A 23,373-nucleotide genomic window follows, 5' to 3' on the forward strand; every position below is an offset into this window, starting at 1 on the left:
CCGGCCGCCGGGAGCGCGGCCGTTTCCGGGGGCGGGGAGGAGAAGATCATGCCGGGCACTGCCTTCGAACTGGGCCTGAACTCGTTCGGCGAGGTCGCGACGGACGGCGGTCGCGTGCTCAGCGACGCCGAGACCGTCCGGCTGCTCGTGGAGGAGGCCGCTCTCGCCGAGGCCGCGGGACTCGACGTCTTCAGCATCGGCGAGCACTACCGTCCGGGCCACGTCGACACCGCCACCCCCGTACTGCTCTCCGCGATGGCCACCGCCACGGAGCGCATCAAGCTCGGCACGTCCGTCACCGTGCTCAGCACCAACGACCCGGTGCGCCTGTACCACGCGTTCTCCACCCTGGACGCCGTGTCGGACGGCCGGGCCCAACTCGTCCTCGGGCGGGCGTCGGTCACCGAGTCCTTCCACCTCTTCGGCCACGACATCGCCGACTACGACCGGCTCTTCGACGAGAACCTGGACCTGTTCATGCGCCTCCAGCGGGAGGAGACGGTGACCTGGTCCGGCACCGTCCGCTCACCGCTGGTCGACCAGCACCTGCGTCCCCGGATGCGCAGCGGCGGGATCCCCACCTGGATCGGTGTGGGCGGCAGCCCCAACTCCACGATCCGCGCCGCCCGGTACGGTCTGCCGCTGATGCTGGCCATCATCGGCGGGCGTCCGCAGCGCTTCGCCGGCCACGTGGAGCTCTACCAGCGGGCGCTGGCGGAGTCCGGCCACCCCGCCCTGCCCATCGGCCAGCACTCGCTCGGCCTTGTCGCCGACACCGACGAGGAAGCGGCAGACACCTGGTGGCGGTACTGGGAGCCGGTCGTGACCGCGCTCGCCGAGGAGCGCGGCTTCTACAAGCCCACACGGGAGCGCTACGAGGAGGAGATCCGCGACGGCGCGCTGTACGTCGGCTCCCCCGAGACCGTGGCGCGCAAGATCGCCCGGACCGCCCGCGACCTGCACCTGAGCCGCTTCGACCTCAAGTACGACATCCTCCGCCTGCCCCGCCGGGCCCGTGCCCGCACCATCGAACTCCTGGGCCGCGAAGTGGCCCCGCTGGTCCGCGAACTGCTCACGAAGGATTCCGCTGATGTCTGATCTCGTTTTCGGCCTCGACACGTTCGGCGACGTACCGGTCGACGGCACCGGCGCCCCGGTCTCCCACGCCGCCGCCATCCGGCAGGTCCTCGACGAGGCAGTCCTCGCCGACCGGATCGGCGTCGACGCCATAGCCCTCGGCGAGCACCACCGCCCCGAGTACTCGGTGTCGACCCCGGAGACCGTGCTCGCCGGCATCGCCACGCGCACCGAGCGGATCAAGCTCGCCTCGGGCGTGACCGTCCTCAGCTCCGACGACCCCGTCCGCGTCTTCCAGCGCTTCTCGACCGTCGACGCCCTCTCCAACGGGCGGGCCGAGGTGATCCTGGGGCGCGGGTCCTTCACCGAGTCCTTCCCTCTGTTCGGATACGACCTCAGCGACTACGACGTGCTCTTCGAGGAGAAGATCGAGCTCTTCGCGAAGCTCCTCGACGAGAAGCCGGTCACCTGGAGCGGCACCACGCGCGCGCCGCTGAAGGACGCCGACGTCTTCCCGAAGACCGAGTCGGGCCGCCTGACGACCTGGGTCGGCGTGGGCGGCTCGCCGCAGTCGGTCGTCCGCACCGCGCGCTACGGCTTCCCGCTCATGCTCGCCATCATCGGCGGCGCCCCCACGCGCTTCGCGCCGTACATCGACCTGTACCGGCGCGCGGCGGAGCAGTTCGGCACGACGGCCCACCCGGTGGGGATGCACTCCCCCGGTTTCGTCGCGGACACCGACGAGGAGGCCCGCGAGGGGTTCTGGCCCGGCTACAAGGTGATGCGCGACCGCATCGGCAAGCTGCGCGGCTGGCCCCCGGTGCGCCGCGAGGAGTTCGACGCCGAGGTCGAGCACGGCTCGATGTACGTCGGATCGCCCGAGACCGTGGCCCGCAAGATCGCCGGCGCCGTCGGCGACCTCGGGGTCGGCCGGTTCGACCTCATCTACACCGTGGGCCCCCAGCCGGCCGGCGCCCGTATGCGGGCCGTCGAGCTCTACGGCACGAAGGTCATCCCCATGGTCCGCGACATCCTCGCGGGCTGACGCCGGACGCCACGCCAAGAACCGCGAAGAACCGTGAGGAACGGAGACGACATGAACACCGAGGGCGTGCGCACGATCGGCATCCTGGGCGCGGGAAAGGTCGGGACCGTGCTGGGCCGGCTGGCCCTGGCGGCCGGTCACCGGGTGCTGATCGCGGGCTCGGGCGACCCCGCCGCCATCGCGCTGACGGTGGAGGTCCTCACCCCGGGCGCCGTCGCGGTCACCGCCGCCGAGGCCGCAGCCCGCGCCGACATCGCCGTCCTGGCGCTGCCGCTGGGCAAGTACCGCAGCGTCCCGGCCGAGGCGCTGCGGGGCAAGCTCGTCATCGACGCGATGAACTACTGGTGGGAGGTCGACGGCATCCGCGACGACCTGACCGACCCCAGGACCTCGTCGAGCGAGACCGTCCAGGCGTTCCTGTCCGGGTCGCGGGTGGTGAAGGCGTTCAACCACATGGGGTACCACGACCTGGAGGACGGGGCACGGCCCGCGGGTGCGCCCGGGCGCAAGGCGATCGCCATCGCGGGCGACGGCCCCGACGACCTCGCCGAGGTCGCGAGCCTCGTCGACGCGCTCGGCTTCGACCCCGTCGTCGCCGGGCCGCTCGCCCAGGGCGTCCGCCTCGAACCGGGAACCGAGCCCTTCGGTGCCAATGTCGACAGCGCCGAACTCACCGCCATGCTCGCGCGGTTCCCGGAGACCGAGCGCGGTCGCACGGTCACCGAGGCCCGGGCGGCCGGTCCGGCCGCGGACCCCGTCGGGTAGCCCCTCGCGCGCCCGGCCCCGGACGCGCACCGCGGTTCAGCGCATGTCGGGGCAGATGAATTTCTGTGCCGCCCGGACGATGCGCCGTGCCTCCGTGGGGGCCACCTGGTGCCCCGCGTGGCTGAAACGGTCGGCGGTCCTGGCGATCACGGCGCCTCGGTTGACGTCGGCCGCGAGGAGTACACAGATGTCCCGGCCCGCCCAGATGGCCGGGTCCATGCCTCTGGAGTCCAGCGCGGGATCGATGTCGCCGATGGCCTTGAGGTAGGCGTCGCGGTGCGCGGGAGCGGGATACGACGGGACGGCGCCGCCGGCCACCGCGTCCGCGAGGACCTTCTCGGAGACGTGGGTCCCCGAGGAGGCCGGCTCGGACCGCTGCGTACCAGCGGAGCACGCGCAGACGGTGATCAGCATGGTGGCCGCGACGGCAAGGCGGAGAATTCTCATCGCTCCACAGAACCGGATCGCCGCCGCGGATGTCGGCCCACGGGGCCACGTGGCCGGGCCGCTCAACCGAATGGCGCACACCAACCGGCGGAACGATCAGGACGTGCGGTGGACGGCCCGCCGGTCCGCACTCACACGGGGACGACCAGGTCGAACCCGGCCTTGCCCTGGGCCACACCGTTGATCTGCAGTTCGAGCTCGTGGCTTCCGGGGTGGAACACGCGCGTGCTGATCCGCTTGAAGGAGTGCCGCCGGCTGATGGACGCCCGCTCCCCCGCGCCCAGGGTCCTGGTCGTCAGTTTGAAGACCTTGGGGGCGGTGGTGCCGTTGGCCTTCCGGTAGCGGATGACGTAGTCGATCGCCAGCTTGGCCGGGGTGTCGCCCGTGTTCTCCAAGTGGAAGGTGAAGGTCAGTTCCTCCCCCACGGTCACCCGCGTCGCGGTCAGTTCGGGCCCGGTGAGGGCGACGTCGGCGGCGGGTTCGAATCCCAGCAGGGCCAGGGCGCCCGGGTGGCCCTTCTTGATCGCCGTGCGCAGGGCGTGCCGGATCAGCCGGGGCGTGTGGTCGTCGGGGTCCGCCGCCCAGCGTGTGACCACCTCGACGGCGAGGTCGGGGTCGCCGTGGCTGATGTCGTTGACGTGGTTGGCGACCGAGCGCCGGACGTACTCGGAGGGGTCGCGGTACAGGGCGTCGAGGATGGGCAGGGTCGCCCGGGGCCGGGCGGTGATCCCCGGGACGCGGACCGCCCAGGGCAGCCTCGGGCGGGTGCCTTCCGTGGCGAGGCGCCGGACGTGCTCGTCCGGGTGGCGCACCCACTGCTGGACGATCGCGAGAGCGCGATCCAGGTCGGCCATGAGCACACGCCGGATGGCGAATTCGGCGGTCAGCCGCGGAGTGAGGTCGGCGAGCAAAGCCAGCGCGGAGTCGAAGGCTTCCGGCTCTGCCGCCTCCAGGGCGCGGGAGACGACGGCCTCCGTGACGGGCCAGATCATCCATCCGGTGAATTCCGGGTCCTCGAGCGCGGTGCGGACGACCGCCTCGGTGCGGGGGTACCCGTCGGGCAGGTCCACCAGCAGGGCGTCGCGGAGCAGGTCACTGCGTTCCCGCAGCGCCAGTGCGTCGAGACCCGCGGCGGCGGAGCGCACGGCGGCCGCGCCCCGGGTCCCGTTGGCCTTTTCCATGCAGAGGCCGAGTCCCGCCGCGGCGGCCTGGCCCAGCAGTTCTTCCGCGAGGGGCACCGGGGCGGTCCTTTCGGTTGTCCCGGCTCGGTACATGTGGCCGGGGGTGAGTGGCGCGCGGCCGACGGCACGAACGCGCGCACAGTTGCTTCGATCCTAGCAGTCACTCGTGGCGGGCCATGACGGGCTCGGCCGCTGGGCCTGCCGGCTGCCCGCGGATCCGGACGCGACCGGCCGGATCCGCCGCGCGGGCTCTCTTCCCACCGCACTCACGCGCCTCCCAGCAGGGCCTCCAGTGCCGCGGCCGTGTCCGGATGCCGGGCGATCAGCACCGCGCCGGACGGACCGGGCTCCGCCGTCGACCACGTCCCGTCACAGCCCAGGAGGTCCGCCACCGCGTCGCAGGTGGCGGGGTGGGCGGCGAGCAGCACACCGGCGCGGCCGCCCCCCGCGGGCAGCGCCCGGGCCAAGGGCTCCGGCCCGGGCTGTGCACGCCAGGGCGGCACCCACGCGTCGAGTGCTTCGAGCCGGCCGGGGAAGGTCCGCCCCGCCTCGCGGATCAGCAGCGGGGCCAGTTCGGCGCCGCTCGACCGCAGATGGGAGATCAGGAGCGGCAGCCACGGCAGGAGCACCGGATCCGGCAGCCGACCGAACGCGTTCGACACCGCCTCCACGACGAAGTCGGCGAGTCCCGGAACGGGCTCCAGGCTGTGCAGGAAACCGCTGAGGTAGCGCGGGTAGGCGGGCACCACCAAGGGGTTGCCGAGCAGTTCGTCGCACCGGGCCCGGAGGTCCGCGCGGGAGAGGGTGCCCAAGTGCACCTGGGCCGCCCACAGCAGCGCCGTCCTCGACGGATCCCGCGGGTGGGACTGCGCCACCGCCAGCTCCAGTTGGGTCCGGTCGCAGCCGAGCGACAGCGCCAGGCTCTCCATGCCGAACAGGAAGCCCAGCATCGCCGCGACCTGGCCGACCGTGGCGTCGTCGTCGGTGAACGCCGTCGGCAGCAGGGTGCAGTAGTGGGCGTATCCGGTCTTGGTGAAGGACTCGATCCACGGCGGCAGCACCGGCTCGCTCGTGCGGTAGTAGGCGAGCAGCCGCCGCACCCTGCGCAGCACCTCGGGCGCGCCGTCGACTCCGCGTTCGGCGGAGAGCACGTCGAGGGCGTGGTTGCCCAGTTCGTCGGCGATGCGGCGGCTGCGCAGGTACAGGGTCGCGTCCTCGACGCCCTCCAGGACCGTCGCGGCGGTAGCCTGCGGGCCGTACGCCTTCCGGCGCAGCCGCTGCTCCAGTACCTGCTCGATGCTGACGCCCTCGTAGCCGAGCTCGATGAGCGCGCGCTGGTGGGTGCCCAGGGCCACGTCCCAGGACTCCTGGATCGGCTGCTCGCCGAGCTTACGGTCGCCCATGATCGGCCGCGCCGTGCCGTGCGGCATCAGGTAGCGCAGCATCCACAGCACGTCGGAGCACGACGCCAGTTCCGGGCGGCCGGCGATGTCCAGCAGCGCCCGTTGCACACCGCGCTGCTGGAGCCTCAGGCCCAACGGTGCGAGGCGGTCGTGGACGTCGCGGGCCAGGGGCGGCAGCGCGTCGTAGCCGACCTGCCCGATCCGGTCGCCCCCCATCATGATCTCCACGAGCCGGCGCACATCGCGCCGGCCGGGCACGGCGTCCTTCTCGATGCAGGTGACGGCCGCGTCCTGGAAGTCGTAAGGCGTCGGTCTGGCCCGGTCGCGCATGCCGGCCAGCAGGATCGACGTCTCGAACACGGCGATGGCGTCGGCGGTGGAGGCGAGGTACCCGTTGCGGCGCGCGGCGCGGACGATCTCCACCGACCAGCCGAGCAGTTCGGCCTCGTCCAGCCGGTCCAGGACGGGCGGGCGCCGGAGGAAACCCGTCAGCTGGTCGGAGGGCGGTACCTCCGGCACCGGGGCCGTCGCGGCCTTCTTGGCCGGTGTCTTCTTGGTGCCGGCCTGCCCGCTCAGGCGGTACGGCTTCACGTGCGTCCGCTTGAGGTTCTTCGCCCAGACCGTCGCGGCGATCGACACCGACCCCGCGGCGAGGCCGAATTGCGCCTCGATCGCCGCGTGGCTGGACGGGATCAGGCCGTGCAGCCACTTTGTGCCGCTGCGCGGGCCGATCTCGAAGGTGTCGGTGCCGTCGACGCCGAACTCCGCGACCCGGCTCGCCGCGTGGAAGGCACCGCAGACATAGAGGCAGTCCGCCGGATCGGTGCCGGTCGCGGCCAGGTGCTCGCGCATCCTGGTCCACATGTGGCGCTCGCGGTCCTCGTCCACGCGCACCCGGGCGGGGTCGCCGGGCGCGAGGCGCCGGAAGAGGCTTCCTATCAGCAGCATGACCTGCCGGTACGTGTCGTGGTCGCTGTCGCCGAGCGGCAGTTCGACGTACTGGTGCCACCACTCCGACCAGTGCCGGACCCGGCCGTGGCGCAGCAGGTGCTCCTCCAGTTCGGCGAAGCGCGGCCGCAGGTCGCCGATCTCCACACCGACCGCGTCGCCGTGCAGCGCCGCCTCCTCCTCGGCGGGCGCCGCGTCCGGATCGGCGGGCCCGGCGGGGAGCTCCGCCCGGGCGTCCCACTGGAAGACGTGGTCGGAGGAGCGGTCGACGAGGACCAGCTCGACACCCGGGGTGTCCAGGGCGTAGGCGATCGCCTGGTACTCGGCCGACGCCTCGGTGATCGGCGCGACCACGGACAGCGGAGCCCAGTCGGCGGGGAAGCCGTCGACCTGGGTGGCGAACGCCTGGACCGCCACCGGGAGCCTGCAGTTGCGCAGTTCGGTCAGCAGCGGTGCCATGTCCTCGCACAGCTCCAGGTAGACGACCTTCGGCTGCTTCTCCCGCAGGCGGCGCGCCATCGCGACCGCCGAGGCGGGCGAGTGATGGCAGACGGGGAAGATCTCCAGCGGCTCGCGCACCGCGCGGTCGACGTCGTCGACGATGCCGAGCAGGATGCTCTCCAGGGTGCCGGGCCCGTCGTCGGCGAAGGCCGTGGCGGCCTCCTGCAGCTGTGTGCGCAGCGCCTCGAAGGTCCCCTCGTGCGCGGCGCTCATGACAGGGTGGCAATCGCGTCGCGGCCGCCCTCCAGGAACTCCGGCCAGGAATCGCCCTCCTCCTTGCTGCGCGGCTCGACGACGCCGTGCAGGTACTTGTTGAGGATGGCCAGGTCCTCGGGCGCGCGCCGGGCCAGGGACCCGACGAGCGAGGAGGCCAGCGTGCGGGCGGTCAGGGCGCGCTCGCCGAAGAAGTTGCTGTGCAGGATCGAGTCCTCGAGCACGCCGATCTGCTCGGCGGTCGACAGCGCGGACTCCAGCTTCTCGTCGTCGCTGCCGGCCGCGGCCGCCGAGGCCCGCAGGTCGGCGAAGCTCTGCAGCAGCACGTCGAGCAGCGTCGGCGGCACGTCCAGCTCGATCCGGTGGCGGCGCAGCAGTTCCTCGGTGCGGAAGCGGACGATCTCCGCCTCGCTCTTCTTGTTCGTCACCACGGGGATGCGCACGAAGTTGAAACGGCGCTTGAGGGCGGAGGACAGGTCGTTGACGCCCCGGTCACGGCTGTTGGCGGTGGCGATGACCGAGAAGCCGGGCTTGGCGAAGACGATGCCGTCGCTGTCGAGTTCGGGAACCGAGATGTACTTCTCGGAGAGGATCGAGATCAGCGCGTCCTGGACATCGCTGGTGGAGCGGGTGAGTTCCTCGAACCGGCCGATCGCCCCGGTCTCCATCGCCGTCATGATCGGAGAGGGGATCATCGACTCCCGCGACTGGCCCTTGGCGATCACCATGGACACGTTCCAGGAGTACTTGATGTGGTCCTCGGTGGTGCCGGCGGTGCCCTGGACGACCAGGGTGGAGTTGCGGCAGATCGCGGCCGACAGCAGTTCGGCCAGCCAGCTCTTGCCCGTGCCGGGGTCGCCGATGAGCAGCAGGCCGCGGTCGGAGGCGAGCGTGACGATGGAGCGCTCGACGAAACTCCGGTCGCCGAACCACTTCTGCGAGATCTCGCGGTCCAGGCCGTCGGAGCGCTCGGAGCCCAGGACGAACAGGCGGACCATCTTGGGCGACAGCCGCCAGGAGAAGGGCTTGGGGCCGTCGTCGACGGACTCCAGCCAGTCGAGCTCCTCGGCGTACTTGGTCTCGGCGGGGGCACGCAGCAGATCGGACATGGGGAGGGGGCCTTTCATGAGCTAGGCGAGGAACGTCTTGAGCTCGTGGACGAGCTTGCGGATGTGGCCGGAGAGCACGGGCGTGCCGAGGGCCTTGAAGCGCTCCCGGAACCAGGGGTTGACCTCCTGGCGGCCGGAGCTGGTGACGGAGCCGACCGGGATGAACTTCACCCCGGAGCGGTGGACGGCCTCGATGCCCTCGAACAGCGGCTGCGAACGGTCGAATTCGTAGAAGTCCGAGATCCACACCATCACGGTGTTCCGCGGCTCGGTGATCTTCGGAAGGGCCATGGCCATCGCGACGGGACCGTCGTTGCCACCCCCGAGGCGGGTGCGCAGCAGCACTTCGAAGGGGTCGCTCACCCAGGGGGTGAGGTCGAGGGCGCGGGTGTCGTACGCGATCAGGTGGACGTCCACCTTCGGCAGCCCAGCGAAGATCGACGCCAGAATGGTGCAGTTGACCATCGAGTCGACCATCGAACCCGACTGGTCCACCACGACGATCAGCCGTTGCGGGGTCGTCTTGCGGGCGGTGTGCCGGTAGTAGAGGCGGTCGACGTACAGCCGCTCCTCCTCCGGGCTCCAGTTGGTGAGGCTCTTCCAGATGGTCCGGTCGAGGTCGAGGTTGCGGAACACCCGCTTGGGCGGGACTGAGCGGTCCACGGCCCCCACCGTGGTCTGCTCCACCTGGGTGCGCAGCACCTCCGCGACCTCGTCGACGAAGCGGCGGATCAGGGACTTGGCGTTGGCCAGGGCCAGGCCGGAGAGGTTGCTCTTGTCCCGCAGCAGTTGCTCGATGAGCGACATGCTCGGGGTGAGCTGAGCGGCGAGCTCGGGGTCGGCCAGCACCTCGCGCAGCTGCATCCGCTTGACGAGGTCGGCCTCGATCGCGCCGAGTTCCGGGCCGATCGCCGGGACCAGCCCGCCGGGACCGGGGGTCGCGACCCCAGGGCCGGTGCCGGTGGCCGCGGCGCCCTGGCCCCCGGCGGGTCCCGTTGTCCTCGCGCCGCGGCCGCCGCGCAGCTCGCCGGGCCGGCAGCCGAGGGCCCGTTCCAGCCAGCCGGCGTCGGCCTGCCAGCGTGCCAGCTGCCCCGCGCTCACCGGCCCGGAGCCGGTGGCGAAGACGTTGAGCAGCACCTTGGACACCAGCGCCGCGCGCCGTACTTCGGCGGCCCGGTCGCGCGCGTCGTCGCCGGTAGCGGGGTCCGGCGCGGGGCCCCGCGCCATCAGGCCGTCGAACTCGGCGGCCAGTTCCGGGTGCCGCTGCACGACCGCGTCGACGGAGGTCTGCGGGTCGAGGAGCGCGGACGGCAGACCGATGTCCTCGACGACGGCGAGGCTCGCCGATTCCAGCGCGGGCTGCTCCTCGTGGTCGAAGAGGCGGGCCAGGAGCCGCCAGTAGAGGACCTGACGACGGCTTTCCTCCGCGGCCGCCTCATGGCTGTGCGCCGGGCCGGCCGTGGAGCCGGTGATCTGCTCGGTCATGTGCGCAGCAGCCTTCCTGCGCGTTCCCGCAGCACGGCCACGGCGTCGGTGGCGGCCTTCTCCGCCTTGGCACCGGCCTTGTCGGTCGTGCCTCCGGCCCACCCTCCGGCGTGGACGGCGACCGCCTTGTTCCGTACGGTCGTCTCCACGGCCAGGGGCTGGACACGGAACGTTCCCGCGTCCCAGCGGAGCAGCCCGATGCACGCGCCGGACGCGGCGACGGCCTCGGGGGTGAGGGGCCCGGCGACCGGAATGCGGTCGGTGTCGACGGCGAGAGACCGCCCCGCGACGGTGAACACCAGGTTCTGGTCGTCCTTTTCGACGGCGTAGCCCTCCAGGAAGACGGGGACGGCGATACGCGCCGGGTGGCGGTCCAGAGGCGCGGTCGCCGTCTCGCCGGCGGTGGGCAGCGAGACCCGGGCGGTGGTGAAGGCCTCGGCCGGCTCCCCGGGATTCGCGTGCTCGTCGCTCCAGAGCAGGTCGCCCTCGGCGGTGACCGGCATGCCGGCGAGGTCCATCGAGCGGCCCTCGCCGGCGGCGGCGAGGAGCGACATGTGGGGCCGGAGCAGTTGCCAGATGCCGGCGCCGACGATCGTGTCGGGCTTCGGCACGGACACGCCGGCTCGCACCAGGCGGGCCGCGCCGCCGTCCGCGGGCTCGAACACCGCGTGGACCTGGGCCTGTGCCGCGGTGTCGTGCTCCTGGAGGTCGACGCCGAGGGGCAGGAGGCGGCCGGTGACCGTGCCGGCCGGTCGGGCGTCGGCGGCGCCGGGCAGGGTCAGCAGCATGGCGCGTGACCACAGGTCGGCCCAGCGGCGCAGCGGGAAGTGCTCCATGGACGCCCCCGGGCACGAGGCCGCCAGCTCGGCGGCGAAGCCGTCGAGCAGCGTCGCGAGTCGCCGCAGGGCCGGGTCCGGGAGCATCGCGGAGACCACGGGCGTCGAGCCGGAGACCACGTCGTGGTCGAGGCCCTGCCACCCGGAGCGCGCCAGGTCGCAGAGCCAGGAGCGGGCGGCGGCGCGCAGGTTCGCGGCCTGCTGCCCGCCGGGGGCCGCCGGGGCGGCGTCCTCGACGCGGGACCGCCCGGTCGCCTCCGCGACGCGAGCCGTCAGCGCGTCGTGGACGGAGCCCAGCAACGCGGTGCGTGCCGCGGCCAGAGCGACGAAGTGGTCGTCGCCCGCGACTCCGCCCGCCGCCTTCTCGGCCGCCTCGGAGACCCCGGCGGCCAGCGGCGTTCCCGCGACGGCGTGCGCGAGTTCCGTCAGGCCGGCGGCCTGTGCGGGCTGCGGCCGGAGCAGCCCGGCGACGAGGACCCGGTCGAAGGCGTCGACGGCCGCCAGGGCCTCGTCGAGCCCGTCAATGGTTTCGAGGAGCAGGTCCGCGCGCATCACGCCACCGCCCGGGTCGGCGGGAACCACTGCATCTCGGGCAGCGGTGCGGTGGTGGGGGCGAGTTCCAGGTAGGCCAGGTGCCGCAGGAACCGGCTGAAGACGAGCGCGGCCGCCTGGGTGTCGCCCTGGGCCGGGTGTGCGGCGGTCATGGCAGCGGTGACGGTCTCCGTACTGGGCTCCCCCGTCGCCGTCTCGACCCGCAGATAGCGCGCCACGCGGGCGGCCCCGTACTGCAGGACCGCCTCGCTGATCAGCGCCCGGATGTGGTTGCAGAAGGAACCCCGCGCACCGCCGCAGGGCCGGTTGTTGTTGGTGCTGCAGGCGAACGCGTAGCTGCCGGCCGAGACCGACGAGACGTACACCCGCTCGACGTCCGAGCCGCTGGACACCACGCCCTGCAACCGCCCGTCGGCCAGCTCGACGAACGGAACCTTGGCGAGCTTGCGCGGCCGTGCGGGTGCCGTCACCCGCGCCGTGCTCGACCTCTCCCGATCTGACAACGCCCATCTCCTGTGCACCAAGGGGGAATCCACGCCGCACCGGCGGGACACGACTGAACATACGGGCGATCACTGACAACGCGGTTCGCGGAGGCGGGCCGGCGGGATCGGACGGGGTGTCAGAGGGTGCGGGTAGCCTGCGGGGCAGTTGGCGGAAGACAACGGGCCCGATACGGATGAGGACGCGGCATGGCACCTGAGCGCATAGGCAAGGTCTCCGAGACCCCGATCGGTCTGAAGGGGGGCGGAGAGGCCGTGCTCACTCTCGCGAACGTCGCTGTCGCCGCTCTGCACCCGTATGAGGACGACCCGAGGTACGAGGTGCTGGTGGCGGTCGCCGGGCGGAATCTCCCCGTGGTCGCCCTGGTGCGCAACGCCCTGGGCGGCCGGGACCCCGGCAACACGAACGTCGCCGAGACGGCCCTGCGCAGGCTCGGGTTCACCGTCCTGGTCAAGCGCAGGTTCGACAACGCCACGGGGGAACCGGTGCGGCTCACGCGGGCGCAGATCGACGGTTCCTCGACCTGACCTGCCCGCCGAGGATGCGTCAGGTCCTTCGTGCGGCGGCCCCAACCGTCCGCGCGCGGCCGCAACAACGACCCGCCCCCACGCCCATCACACGGTCTCCGTATGATCCCCACATCTGATCCACATGTGGAGCCACCCGGGGGACCCGTCATGACCTGGTCGATCACAGCCATGTGGCACGCGTGGACGGCGCGCCGACAGGGCTGGGACCCGGAGATCGTGCGCGCGCTGCGACTGCCCGTCCCCTCCCCCGTCCAGGACACCGCCCGGGGACTCGTCCACGCCGGACGCTGGAACGACGCCCTCGACCACATCCGGCAGTCCACCGGACACAACCGCCGCGACGCCCGCTGCATCGCCCGCGCCCTCCAGTACGGGTGGCGCCTCCCCGTCCCCCGCGCCGCCCGGCAGCCCCGCGGTCCCCGCCGCTGAGACAGGGGGCACCGGCGCGCCGCGCCCGTCGCTCACAGCCCTTCCGCGGTCAACAGGGCATCCATCCACTTCTCGGGCAGCAGGACCGAGGTGCCGGCCTGCTCCGCCACATCGCGCTGCTCATCGGCAAGGAGCCGGGGAAGGCAGCGGAGCGGCAAGTGCGGATTGCCTGCCGCCACGGAACGGACCCATGGTTCGACGTCGACGGCAAGTGCTTCCAGGGTCTCGGCCGGCAGAGCGGTCGCCGCGGCGGCGGCCCGCAACTCCGCCCGCTCAGCCGTCGCGAAGCGCGCGTACGCCTGCGTGGGGAAATCAGGTCTTCCCAGGATGCCGGGCCTCACCTTGCGGTGATCACCGTGCTCCCGGACGATGCGCTCGAGTTCCGCGGGTGAGGGGGACGCCGCGCACAGCGCGGTGATCCGCTGGACGTGCGGGTCCGGATCGTTGAGCAGGCGATCGACGGCCGCGGCAGGGAGGTCCCGCACGCCGGAGGCCACGCCGTAACGCAGGAAGGACAACGGCGAGTCCAGCAGGGCCAGCCGCTCTTCCACGGATACCCGGTGCAGCCAGCGCAGTTCGTGCCCCATCCATGCCGCCCCGAGCAGCGCGTCGACGACGAACCACTCGTCGTCGCTCTCCGCGCCGGCGAGCACCTCCTCGTGCAGCCGGATCCGGGTCTCGTGCGGAGTGTGCTGCGAGACCAGGAGCGCGTGCCGCACGAGCGCATTGTGGTCGTCCGCGAGCTCGTCCCGGAGTGCTTGCGGCAGGTCAGGGTTGCCTGCCACGCCGGCGCGCACCTCCTCTTCGGGATCACGAGCGAGTTCCAGGGCGATCGCGGGTGTGAGGGTGATGTGCTGCGCCACGAACGGCCGTGTCTCCGGCACCGCGAGCAGCGCGAGATGAAGGTCCGCGGGCGGGACCGGATGCCAGGGAGAGCAGACGGCTTTGCGGACCGCAGGATCGGGATCCGTGAGCAAGGTCCGGTGGACCTCGGAAGGCGGTGCTTTCCACCAAGTGGCCACGGCGACGCGCACCTTCACAACGGCATCGGCAGCCAGCCGAGTACGGACCTCGTCCGGTGTCCGCGAATGCGCGGCCACCTCGGAACGGACCCGTGGATCGGGATCACCCGCCAATTCGGTCAGCAGGCCGACGGGTGTCTCGTAGCCCGGCTCGATCAGTGTCCTGGCGAAGCGCCTGGCCGCTGTCGCGCGCACTTCGGCGTCGGTGTGCGCGGCAAGCCGGCGTCGCACCGAAACGGGGAGGCGCGCGTTCCGGCCGAGCGCGACCGCCGACTCGCGGCCGCCCGTCTCCAGGAGCACGGTCGCGAGTTCCTCGGTCATCTGCTCGCGGCGTCGGGCGATTTCCTCGGCTCCCCATGGTGCACGGGCGAGGCGGTGCACCATCCGGTCCGGCGCCGCCGGATTGCGCGCCAGCCCCTTGAGGACGCGCCGACGGACGAGCGTGGTGACTGCCCGCAACTCTTCCATGTGCACTCGTTCCTTTGACTCGCGACCGATGAGTGACCGCCCCTTCGAGGGCGGCCCTCGGGATCTGCCTCGTCCGGCGCGGGGTGGGCGGCAGGTGGGCGACGAGGAGGCGGTAGTAAAAGGCACCGTAGACCAGGTAGATCCACGTGTCGGCATCGGTTCCGCTCGCGGTCGCGCTACTCACCGGCGCTTTTCGTCTTGCGGGCGACGGGGCGCCCTCCCAGGCCACTGGTCTGGTCACCCTCGTCGCCTCGGTCGCCGGCATGTGGCCCCGCGTGTCCCTGCCTGCCATCGCATCCGGTCTCGCCCTGACCGGTCCCGGACTGCCGCAGGGCGGCCTCGCCCGCGGCGTCGCCTCGCTGGGCACCCTACCTGGGGCTCGCCGGGGCCGGAAAGGACGGCGCCCTGACAGCCTTCGTCATTGCGGCCTACATCCAGACGGCGGTGGCACTGGTGCTGTCGGCCGGGTCCCGCGCCGCGCCCGCTTCCGCACGTCCGGGTGCCGCAGTTGTGGCAGTGGAAGCCGCACGTAGCCACGAGGCAGGGTTCCGCCACTTCACATAATGCAGGGTCCTACATCAAAACAGGGATCTCATTCAGGAATGGACACTGGCTATAGCCTGTTAGCATCCTCAAATACAGGATCCTTCAATAATGCCGGATCCGACATCACATCTCCCCGAAGGAAAGAATGATCATGGGTATGTCCGGACGTACGGCCCTCGTCACCGGCGCCACCGCAGGCATCGGACGTGCGGTCGCTGTGCAGCTCGCGCAGGAGGGCGCCGACGTCATCGTGCACGGCCGTGATGCCGAGCGCGGTGCGGCGGTGGTCGCGGAGATCGAGGCCGGCGGGGGCTCCGCACGGTTCCTCCAGGCCGACCTCGGCAGCACCGAGGACGTGCTGCGTCTGGCCGAACAGGCCGGTGACGTGGATGTGCTGGTGAACAACGCCGGCATCTACAAGTTCCAGTCGACCGCCGAAATGACCGCGGAGCTGTTCGACCTGCAGGTGAACCTGAACACCAAGGCGCCCTACCTGCTGGTACGGGCCCTGGTCCCCGGCATGGCCGCGCGGGGCTGGGGGTCGGTGGTGAACATCGGCACCGTCGCCGCCTCGGTGGCCACCAGCCACACCGGCATCTATGCCGCGTCCAAGGCCGCGATCGAGCAGCTCACCCGCATCTGGGGGGCCGAGTACGCCACGCAGGGCGTGCGGATCAACACCGTCTCGCCCGGCCCGGTGCGCACGCCGGGCACGGATGCCGACCCGGCCACGTTGAAGGCGATCGCCGACGGCATGTCGGCCATGGGGCGTGTCGGTGAGCCCGAGGAGATCGCCGAGGCCGTCCTCTTCCTGGCTTCCGACCGCGCCAGCTACATCACCGGCGCCACCCTCGAGGTGACCGGCGGCCGGCCCGCCATCGGGCCCAAGGCCGCCTGAGCCCCGGCCCGGGGCGGGACGGATGGTCATCCCGCACCGCCCCGGGCCCCTCACCCAGCAGGATCAGCCGACTGAAGGTGATCATCGTGGGCAGTCACGCGGAGCGGCTCACCGCGCCGCACAGCACATCGCCGGGGGCCGACCGCGTCGCATGCGGCCGGCCGGGCGAGCACTCCCCGGCATCCGCCGCGCAGCTCTTCACCCGTGACACCTGCGCGGTGCGCCGGGCGCGTCGATTCGTCGCCCGCACCCTGGACGACTGGGGTGTGACCGAACGCGCCGGCGACGTCGTCCTGTGTGCCGCGGAACTCGCCGCCAATGCCTGTGAGCACACGCGGCCCGGAGCCGAGCAATTCCTGGTGAGGGTGCTGCTGTGCGAGGGCGCTGTCCGCGTGGAGGTGCACGACAGGGACCCGCGGCGGCCCGAGCCGGGGAATCCGGATGCCGGAACACCGTCCGGGCGCGGTTTGATCATCGTCAACGACCTTGCCGACGGATACGGAGTCGACGACAAACCGGCACACGGCAAAGCCGTTTGGGACCGCTTCGCCATGACGGGCCACGAGAACGTGCAGCCCTCCCGCGCTACTCCGCGACGTCGGCGGTGACTTCCGGGGCGAGGTCGGCGACACGGTCGAGGAGTTTGATCAGCTGGGCGTACTCCTCCCCGGACATCGCCTCCTGCAGTCCACGCTCCACGCTCGCGGCGAATCCGCTCGCGGCAGCTGCCCGCTCGACCCCGGCCGGGGTGAGGGAGACGAGCATGACGCGGCCGTGATCCGGTGAGGCGTGCCGCTCGACCAGCCCCTTCAGCTCCAGGTTCTTCACGATCCCGGTCATGGTCTGCGAGGTGACCAGTGCCTCGCGGGCGAGCTGGGTGCACGACTTCGCGGCACCGCCGGTCAGGTAGCCCAGCGCCGTGCACTGCGGGGAGGTCAGGTCCAGCTCTCGGATCCCGACGAACTTGCGTGCGCTCAGCGCCTGCTCCGCGCGCTTGAGGTGAAAACTCAGCATGCTCGCAGGATCGGTCGGTGCGGCCAGGGCGTCGGACGCCGCGCGCGCCTTCTTCTTCGCTGCCATCGCCGACCGCCCTGCCTCTCCTGGAGTTTTCGCCAAGCATAACGCTGAGCCAGTGTAGGAACCTCAATGGGAACAGGTCCCACCACCGCCTGCGGGCCGGCCCGGCCGCACTCCGCGGGCGAGTGGTGGGCTTCCCCCGCCCGGTCCCACAGGCCCGGCGTGCGCGCGGTCGGGCCGCGCACACGCCGGGCGCCTCACCGCCTCGCCGCCTCGCCGCCCCGCTCTCCGGCGCGCCCCGGGACCTGGGAGGCGAGTTCCGCGACGCGGTCGAGGAGCCTGACCAACTGGGCGTAGTCCTCCTCGGGTATCGCCTCGCGCAGACCGTGCTCGACCCGCTCGGCGAACCCGCCGACGGCTGCCGCCCGTTCCTTCCCCGCGGGAGTGAGTGTGACGAGCATGACCCTGCCGTGGTCGGGCGAAGGGTTCCGCTCGACCAGACCCTTCAGCTCCAGGTTCCGCACGATCCCGGTCATGGTCTGCGGGGTGACCAGGGCCTCGCGGGCCAGCTGAGTGCACGACTTCGCGGCGCCGCAGTTCAGGGAGTTCAGGACCTTGCACTGCGGGCCGGTGAGGTCCAGTTCACGCACCCCGCGGGCTTTGCGTGCCACGATCGCCTGCTCGGCGCGCTTCAGGTGGACGCTCAGCGCACCCCCGGTCGCCGCCGGCCGGACCGCGTCTCCCGGCCTCTCGCGTGGCTTCTTCGTCGGTGCCATGGCCGATCGGACCGCCTCTCTCATCTCCGCGCCCACTCGGCGCACTTCGTCGTCCCGGGACGGGTCTGCCCACGCCCCGCGCCGAGCGCCCCTCGGCTCGCACAGGACACCCACTCGTCACAGGATCCTTATCTGTTGTAGAGTCCTGTGATTATGAAATACACGACTCGACACAAGCGTACTCATACCAAGCAGCGCCCTGCATGGCTCACGCTGCTGATCGTCTCCCTGGCCGTCTTCAACGTCCCCGAGGCCCTGACCGGCGCGGGTGTCGCCCTCCCGGGCGTGGCCGCGCAGATGCACTCCAGCGCGCAGGCACTGCAATGGGTGGTGGTCGGCTTCAACGTGACCTTCGCGTCGCTGATGCTGGCCTTCGACACCCTCGCGGACCGCGTCGGGCGCCCCTCGGCTCGCACAGGACACCCACTCGTCACAGGATCCTTATCTGTTGTAGAGTCCTGTGATTATGAAATACACGACTCGACACAAGCGTACTCATACCAAGCAGCGCCCTGCATGGCTCACGCTGCTGATCGTCTCCCTGGCCGTCTTCAACGTCCCCGAGGCCCTGACCGGCGCGGGTGTCGCCCTCCCGGGCGTGGCCGCGCAGATGCACTCCAGCGCGCAGGCACTGCAATGGGTGGTGGTCGGCTTCAACGTGACCTTCGCGTCGCTGATGCTGGCCTTCGGCACCCTCGCGGACCGCGTCGGGCGCCGCCGCATCTTCCTCATAGGCATCACCGTGTTCGGTGTCGCCGCCGCGGTGTGCACCTTCGCCGGGTCGATCCTGGTCCTGGACATCGCACGGGCCGTCGGCGGAATCGGCGCGAGCGCCACCCTGACGGCCGGGTCCGCCCTCATCGCCTCCCGTTTCCACGGGGCCGAGCGGGTCCGCGCCTTCGGGATCTTCGGCACCGCCATCGGGGCGGGACTGGCCTTCGGCCCGCTCATCTCCGGCGCGGTGGACTCCGCGACGGGCTGGCGCGGCGTGTTCGCCATCCCCGCGGCCCTGGGACTGCTCGTCGCCCTCGTGGCCCGCCCCATGCTCGACGAGTCCCGCAACGCCGCGGCCCACCGGCTGGACTGGCCGGGCACCATCACCTTCACCGCCGGCCTGTTCCTGTTCATCTTCGCCCTGGTGGAGGCTCCCGCCTTCGGCTGGATCTCCCCCGTCGTCCTGGGCTCCCTGGCCGCGTTCGTCGCGCTGATGCTGGTCTTCCACGCCGTGGAGAAGCGGCACCCCACCCCCATGTTCGACCTGTCCCTGCTCCGCCATGCCCGCTTCATGGGCGTCAGCCTCGCCGCGATGGCCCTGGCCTTCAGCCTGCTGCCGCTCCTGGTGCTGCTGCCCACGTACTTCAGCGCCGTCGAGGGCTACAGCGCGCTGCACGCGGGAGGAGTTCTGCTGCTGTTCACCGCGCCCATGGTGCTCATGCCGATGTTCGCCGGCCTCGTCAACCGCGTGCTGTCGATGCGGGCCCAGCTGACCGTCGCCATGGTGCTCGTGGCCGGCGGCATGACCTGGCTGACCGTGATCGGCCCCGGCGTCGGCATCGGCACGCTGGCGGGCCCCCTCCTGGTGACGGGCATCGGCTACGGCGGCACCTTGGCGGTGCTGGACGGCGCGGCCATCTCCAGCGTGGAACTGCCCAAGGCCGGCATGGCGACGGGGATGTTCAACGCCTTCCGCCTGACCGGGGACACCGCCGCGGCGGCCGTGGGCGGATCCCTGCTCGTGAGCGTCACGGCGGCCCGGCTCACGGGCAAGGTGCCCGATCCCGACGCCGTCACCGAGCGGCTCAACGGCGGCATTCACACCACATTGCCGGCGGCGACCGACGCCTTCACCAGCGCGCTGCACGTCGTGCTCTGGCTCGGCGCCGCCCTCGCCCTGATCACCGTCCCCGTCCTGCTGCGCACCATGCGCCCTCAGTCGTCGCCCTCGCTCGTGGTGGCCCGCTCCGAAGGCGTCGCCGCCGAGGAGCCCGTGGCTGAGCAGGTGCACTGACACTCACGGAGGAACCGTGCGCACCGTCGCACCAGAACTCTCGGGCGGCGTCCTGGACGTCCAACCGCCGCACCCCGTCCGCGCCGCAACGCCGCGGCCCGGCCTGCACCGGCTCGCCACTCCCACGCGGCCGGCGCTGCTGTACGTACCGGACCGGCTCCCGCTCCAGCCACGGCCCCTGCTGGTCGCCTTCCACCAAGCCGGCGGTGCGCCCCGCGACATGCTCACGCTGCTGCGTACCGAGGCCGAGCGACGCGGGGTCCTGCTCCTGGCCCCCGGCGCCGCCCGGCTGACCTGGGACGCCGTCAGGGACGACACCTACGGCGCCGACGCCGCAGCCCTGCGCCGTACCCTGGCCGCTGTTCTCGGCCGCCTCCCCGTCGATCCCGACCGCATCGCCGTCGCCGGTTGCGCCGACGGCGCCTCGTACGCGCTCGGTCTCGGCCTGGCCAACGGCGATCTGTTCACCCGCGTCCTGGCCTACTCCCCCGGCCGCATCCCCGCGGGCCGCAGAACCGGCCGGCCCACCGTGTTCATCTCCCACGGAATCCGCGACACCCTTCCGCCCGCGGCCTTCACCGGTCGTCGCACGGCGGCCGAACTCGAGGAGGACGGGTACCACGTCGACTATGTCGAACATCCCCACGGCCACGGCACCCCCGCGGACGTCGTGAGGACGTCGGCCGAACTCCTCGACTGATCCGCCGGCGCGGGCCCGGAGGCACCGCACCCAGGTGCCTCCGGGCCGGACCGGCCACACCACCCGGGCATCCCACGGGCCCCGCGCACACCGTCCCCCGCACGCGGAACCTGGTTCCCGACTGTTAGCGTGCGCCCGTGTCCTCAGCCATAGCGCGCCTGGTCGGCGAACTCGTCACGCACATGGAGTCGGGTTCCGCGCGCGGATATCAGGCCGCGTTGCGGGAACTCGCGGAGACCGCACGCGCGGGTGGGCCCGAGAGCCTGACCGCCACTGTGGAAGCGCTCGCACCATTGCTGCCGGGCCTGAGCGGTGACTTCGCCAAGACCGCTGTCCTGGCGGGCGCCTGCGTCGAATGGGGCGCGTCTCCCATGGCCCTCGTCGACGTCCTCCCGCGACGAGCCTCAGAGGCCATGATGCTCAACGCGGTGGTACCGGAATTCTGGGAAAAAGCCGCCCCCCGCCGGAGGCCGCTGCCCGAACCGGTCAGCGCCGGTACCGCGGAATTGCTGCGGACATTGACCCGGCTCACCCGAGGGCGCCGCGGTCTGGACAAGGACACCGTGGTTCGGATCGCCATGTCCTGGTTCGACATGGAGGACTGGCTCAAGGCCCTGATCACCGTCCTGGCCCGGACGGACTTCCGCGCAGCAGTGCCCGAGGACGTCAAAGCCGAGTTGCGGGAGCATGCTGCCGCGGTCGCCCACCGCTCCCAACGTGCCGGCTGGGCAGGCGCTCTGGCCGCCGTTCTCGATGACGAGCCCCTTGTTGTCCTGGACCCTCGCGCCCGGCGGGGATACGCCCTCACGATGGGGGGCGTCGGCGACAACGGGCAGTTGCACATCCTGCTGGCGGACCGCCTCATCGGGGATCCCGGACGAGGCATGGTCACCGGGGATCGTCCCGAACGGTCCTGGGTCGACGCGGCCACCGACGGCGATCCCCGTCTCGGGCCCCACGCTCATGCGATCCGTGCCTTCCGGCTCTTCGACGGCAAGGGCAATTACGTCAGCCCGGAAGGGATCCCGGCCGACATCGAGCCTCTGGACGGCACGCGTGTTCTCGTCCTGCACCCTGCCAACGGGACGTACGGGTTCGGTGCGGGCCGGGTGTTCGAGCACATGACGCCGGCCCTCCGACTCGAACGAATCCTGGAGGCGTCCGAGGCCGAGCGCCGGCTCGGCCGTCTGTCCCCTGCAGTTGAGGACGATTTCATGGCCCGCGGATAAGGCCCCCTCGCGCAAGCCGGCCCCAACGCGATCGACGGGTGAGGTGGATAGCCTGGCTCTTATGGTTGCAGCTGAGGAGACCGGTAGCGAGCGCCGGGGCTGGGGTGCGACGCGCTCCTGGGTGGAGAAGGGGCTCGCCGAGGCAGAGCACATCGAGGACGTCGCGCGGTTGCGCGGTGGCTGGACGTCGGAGATGCGAGGTTTGACCATCTGCGGGCCCGACGGCCGACGCTCGTTGGTCCTGCGGTCCTTCGTCAAGCCCTTCTTCGTTCGTCACGCGGAGGGCCTGCTCACCCGCGAAGCAGCCGTTCTGCGCCTGCTCGGCGGCACTGATGTGCCCGCGGCCACGCTGGTGGCCGTGGACGCGACAGCGGAGTACTGCGACCACCCGTCCCTGCTGATGTCCCTGTTGCCCGGGACCGTGCGTCTGGGCGACCAAGGGGCCGACCGCCGCGCCGAATTGCTGGCCCGGCAGTTGCTGCGCATCCACCGGCTGCCAGCGAGCCCGGAGGCACGGCCGCGCGTGTATCAGGCATGGACCTCCCCCACGCGTGTGAGCCCGCCCGAAGACACCGCTCGGCCTGAGCTGTGGCAGCGGGCCGTCGACGTGATCCGCCAAGAGCCCCCGCCGCACCAGGCCTGCTTCCTGCACCGCGACTTCCATCCCGGCAATGTCCTCTTCACGGGCGACGGCGACAGTCTGCGGATCAGCGGCGTCGTCGACTGGGTGGAGACCTCCTGGGGGCCGGCGGACCTGGACGTGGCCCACTGCTCGACGGCCCTGGCCCTGCTGCACGGGGTAACCGCGGGTATGCGTTTCGCCGACAGCTACGTTGCGGCCGGAGGGACACTGGCCGAAGACCGCGCCGCCCACCTCTACTGGCGTGTGCTCGACGCGTTGGCTTTCGCTCCGGACGCCGAGAAGGTCGCCGTCCCCTGGCGCGAGGTGGGCCGCGCCGATCTGACCCCCCTCCTGCTGACCAGGCGGCTGGAGGAGTACCTCCAGGCCCTTTTCGCGCGCTACAGCTGAAGCCCGATCGCGACCCTGCCAGAGGCGGCAGGGCATTGCCCGCGAGGTTCTCGTCCCGCTCGGCTAATCGACCCTTCCCGAAGCCGGAACCGACGCGGTCCGACCCCCTCTCCGTGTGCGGTCGAAGCGCCTTGCGGGGAGAGGAATTCGGTGGGCTGGTGAAGGAAGGTCTGCCACGATCAGCGGATGGGTGCATTGGACGCATGGGCAAACAGGGTTGCCGGTGGGGCCACCGTGGCGTTCCGGCCGAGCGGCTCGTCAATGGTCCCGCTGATACGCAGTCGGCAGCAGGTGGTCGTCGCTCCGGTCGATCCGTCGAAGGTGGAAGTCGGGGACATCGTCCTCGCCCGTGTCGCCGGGACGGTCTACTTGCACTTGGTGTCGTCTGTGGACCCCGCCGGAAAGCGGGTCCAGATCAGCAACAACCGCGGCCGAGTGAACGGCTGGACCAGCCACGAGCGGGTCTTCGGGATCTGTGTGGCGGTCGACGGAGTCTCCCGGTCGGGCGTTGCGGGCAAGACGCGGGCGGGCAACCCCGAAGAGTCCTCCTGAACCCGGCACTTCATGGGCGCGCTTCGCGAGAAGGCCGCTTCGGAACGCGCGATCCGGCGCAGCCCGGAGGCTCGGGCCGCCGCCCCTTTCCGCCCATCAGGG

At 71.6% G+C, this 23,373-nt stretch carries 22 protein-coding genes; 12 read left to right on the forward strand and 10 right to left on the reverse strand.

The window, feature by feature from the left end; all coding sequences use genetic code 11:
* Positions 1-48 precede the first annotated feature (48 nt).
* Genes ACIP64_RS04315 through ACIP64_RS04325 form a run of 3 tightly spaced genes read left to right on the forward strand, consistent with a single transcriptional unit; the run spans position 49 to position 2,887 of the window.
* Positions 49-1,098 (forward strand): LLM class flavin-dependent oxidoreductase, encoded by a 1,050-nt coding sequence (locus ACIP64_RS04315; RefSeq protein ID WP_401581626.1) that lies wholly within the window; start codon positions 49-51, stop codon positions 1,096-1,098.
* Entirely contained in the window at positions 1,091-2,122 is a 1,032-nt protein-coding gene (locus ACIP64_RS04320) for an LLM class flavin-dependent oxidoreductase (RefSeq protein ID WP_401581628.1), read from the forward strand. Before ACIP64_RS04315 ends, ACIP64_RS04320 begins: the two co-directional genes overlap by 8 nt.
* A 51-nt stretch (positions 2,123-2,173) precedes the next feature.
* The gene (locus ACIP64_RS04325; RefSeq protein ID WP_401581630.1) at positions 2,174-2,887 is read left to right on the forward strand and encodes an NADPH-dependent F420 reductase; all 714 of its coding nucleotides are present in this window, start codon (positions 2,174-2,176) and stop codon (positions 2,885-2,887) included.
* Positions 2,888-2,923: 36 nt separating this feature from the next.
* Here the strand turns inward: ACIP64_RS04325 and ACIP64_RS04330 are convergent, their stop codons facing one another.
* The 7 genes from ACIP64_RS04330 to ACIP64_RS04360 all read right to left on the reverse strand — a co-directional run bounded on the left by ACIP64_RS04330 (position 2,924) and on the right by ACIP64_RS04360 (position 12,032).
* A complete protein-coding gene (locus tag ACIP64_RS04330; protein ID WP_360907800.1) occupies positions 2,924-3,334 on the reverse strand; it encodes a DUF732 domain-containing protein in 411 nt (136 codons plus the stop codon).
* Between the two features lie 131 nt (positions 3,335-3,465).
* The gene (locus ACIP64_RS04335) at positions 3,466-4,572 is read right to left on the reverse strand and encodes a DNA alkylation repair protein (RefSeq protein WP_401581632.1); all 1,107 of its coding nucleotides are present in this window, start codon (positions 4,570-4,572) and stop codon (positions 3,466-3,468) included.
* A 209-nt stretch (positions 4,573-4,781) separates the two neighbouring features.
* On the reverse strand, positions 4,782-7,580 hold the full coding sequence (locus ACIP64_RS04340; RefSeq protein ID WP_401581635.1) for a DUF5682 family protein: 2,799 nt from the start codon (positions 7,578-7,580) through the stop codon (positions 4,782-4,784).
* Positions 7,577-8,689: an AAA family ATPase gene (locus tag ACIP64_RS04345; RefSeq protein WP_401581638.1), complete on the reverse strand. Its 1,113-nt coding sequence runs from the start codon at positions 8,687-8,689 to the stop codon at positions 7,577-7,579. The genes ACIP64_RS04340 and ACIP64_RS04345 overlap by 4 nt, the downstream gene beginning before the upstream one ends.
* A 21-nt stretch (positions 8,690-8,710) precedes the next feature.
* The gene (locus ACIP64_RS04350) at positions 8,711-10,174 is read right to left on the reverse strand and encodes a VWA domain-containing protein (RefSeq protein WP_401581641.1); all 1,464 of its coding nucleotides are present in this window, start codon (positions 10,172-10,174) and stop codon (positions 8,711-8,713) included.
* Entirely contained in the window at positions 10,171-11,562 is a 1,392-nt protein-coding gene (locus ACIP64_RS04355) for a hypothetical protein (RefSeq protein WP_401581644.1), read from the reverse strand. Before ACIP64_RS04355 ends, ACIP64_RS04350 begins: the two co-directional genes overlap by 4 nt.
* The gene (locus ACIP64_RS04360) at positions 11,562-12,032 is read right to left on the reverse strand and encodes a hypothetical protein (RefSeq protein ID WP_401581646.1); all 471 of its coding nucleotides are present in this window, start codon (positions 12,030-12,032) and stop codon (positions 11,562-11,564) included. The genes ACIP64_RS04355 and ACIP64_RS04360 overlap by 1 nt, the downstream gene beginning before the upstream one ends.
* Positions 12,033-12,254: 222 nt before the next feature.
* On the opposite strand from ACIP64_RS04360, the gene ACIP64_RS04365 reads away from it, so the two are divergent.
* Positions 12,255-12,593, forward strand: a complete 339-nt coding sequence (locus ACIP64_RS04365; protein ID WP_401581649.1) for a hypothetical protein — start codon at positions 12,255-12,257, stop codon at positions 12,591-12,593.
* A gap of 150 nt (positions 12,594-12,743) precedes the next feature.
* Entirely contained in the window at positions 12,744-13,025 is a 282-nt protein-coding gene (locus ACIP64_RS04370) for a hypothetical protein (protein WP_401581652.1), read from the forward strand.
* A gap of 32 nt (positions 13,026-13,057) precedes the next feature.
* Here the strand turns inward: ACIP64_RS04370 and ACIP64_RS04375 are convergent, their stop codons facing one another.
* The gene (locus tag ACIP64_RS04375) at positions 13,058-14,515 is read right to left on the reverse strand and encodes a hypothetical protein (protein ID WP_401581655.1); all 1,458 of its coding nucleotides are present in this window, start codon (positions 14,513-14,515) and stop codon (positions 13,058-13,060) included.
* A 697-nt stretch (positions 14,516-15,212) separates the two neighbouring features.
* Here ACIP64_RS04375 and ACIP64_RS04380 point away from each other — a divergent pair.
* Both ACIP64_RS04380 and ACIP64_RS04385 read left to right on the forward strand, forming a co-directional pair.
* Entirely contained in the window at positions 15,213-15,959 is a 747-nt protein-coding gene (locus tag ACIP64_RS04380) for an SDR family NAD(P)-dependent oxidoreductase (RefSeq protein ID WP_401581658.1), read from the forward strand.
* An 86-nt stretch (positions 15,960-16,045) separates the two neighbouring features.
* Positions 16,046-16,567: an ATP-binding protein gene (locus tag ACIP64_RS04385; protein ID WP_401581660.1), complete on the forward strand. Its 522-nt coding sequence runs from the start codon at positions 16,046-16,048 to the stop codon at positions 16,565-16,567.
* On the opposite strand, the gene ACIP64_RS04390 is transcribed toward ACIP64_RS04385, so the two are convergent.
* Positions 16,545-17,039, reverse strand: a complete 495-nt coding sequence (locus ACIP64_RS04390; protein WP_401581663.1) for a MarR family winged helix-turn-helix transcriptional regulator — start codon at positions 17,037-17,039, stop codon at positions 16,545-16,547. The two genes, ACIP64_RS04385 and ACIP64_RS04390, sit on opposite strands and share 23 nt — an antisense overlap.
* 194 nt (positions 17,040-17,233) lie before the next feature.
* On the reverse strand, positions 17,234-17,752 hold the full coding sequence (locus ACIP64_RS04395; protein WP_401581666.1) for a MarR family winged helix-turn-helix transcriptional regulator: 519 nt from the start codon (positions 17,750-17,752) through the stop codon (positions 17,234-17,236).
* A gap of 466 nt (positions 17,753-18,218) precedes the next feature.
* Between ACIP64_RS04395 and ACIP64_RS04400 the strand changes: the two genes are divergently transcribed.
* From ACIP64_RS04400 to ACIP64_RS04420, 5 genes are all read left to right on the forward strand, one after another.
* A complete protein-coding gene (locus ACIP64_RS04400) occupies positions 18,219-19,760 on the forward strand; it encodes an MFS transporter (RefSeq protein WP_401581669.1) in 1,542 nt (513 codons plus the stop codon).
* 16 nt (positions 19,761-19,776) lie between these two features.
* A complete protein-coding gene (locus ACIP64_RS04405; RefSeq protein ID WP_401581670.1) occupies positions 19,777-20,460 on the forward strand; it encodes an alpha/beta hydrolase in 684 nt (227 codons plus the stop codon).
* A gap of 137 nt (positions 20,461-20,597) precedes the next feature.
* Positions 20,598-21,689, forward strand: a complete 1,092-nt coding sequence (locus ACIP64_RS04410; protein WP_401581672.1) for a hypothetical protein — start codon at positions 20,598-20,600, stop codon at positions 21,687-21,689.
* Positions 21,690-21,750: 61 nt separating this feature from the next.
* Positions 21,751-22,719 carry a phosphotransferase family protein gene (locus tag ACIP64_RS04415; protein ID WP_401581674.1) on the forward strand — a complete coding sequence of 323 codons (969 nt, stop codon included), beginning with the start codon at positions 21,751-21,753 and terminating at the stop codon, positions 22,717-22,719.
* Between the two features lie 186 nt (positions 22,720-22,905).
* Entirely contained in the window at positions 22,906-23,271 is a 366-nt protein-coding gene (locus tag ACIP64_RS04420) for a S24 family peptidase (RefSeq protein ID WP_401581677.1), read from the forward strand.
* Positions 23,272-23,373 lie beyond the last annotated feature (102 nt).

The organism is Streptomyces sp. NPDC088733 (assembly GCF_044751185.1).
Lineage (GTDB): Bacteria > Actinomycetota > Actinomycetes > Streptomycetales > Streptomycetaceae > Actinacidiphila.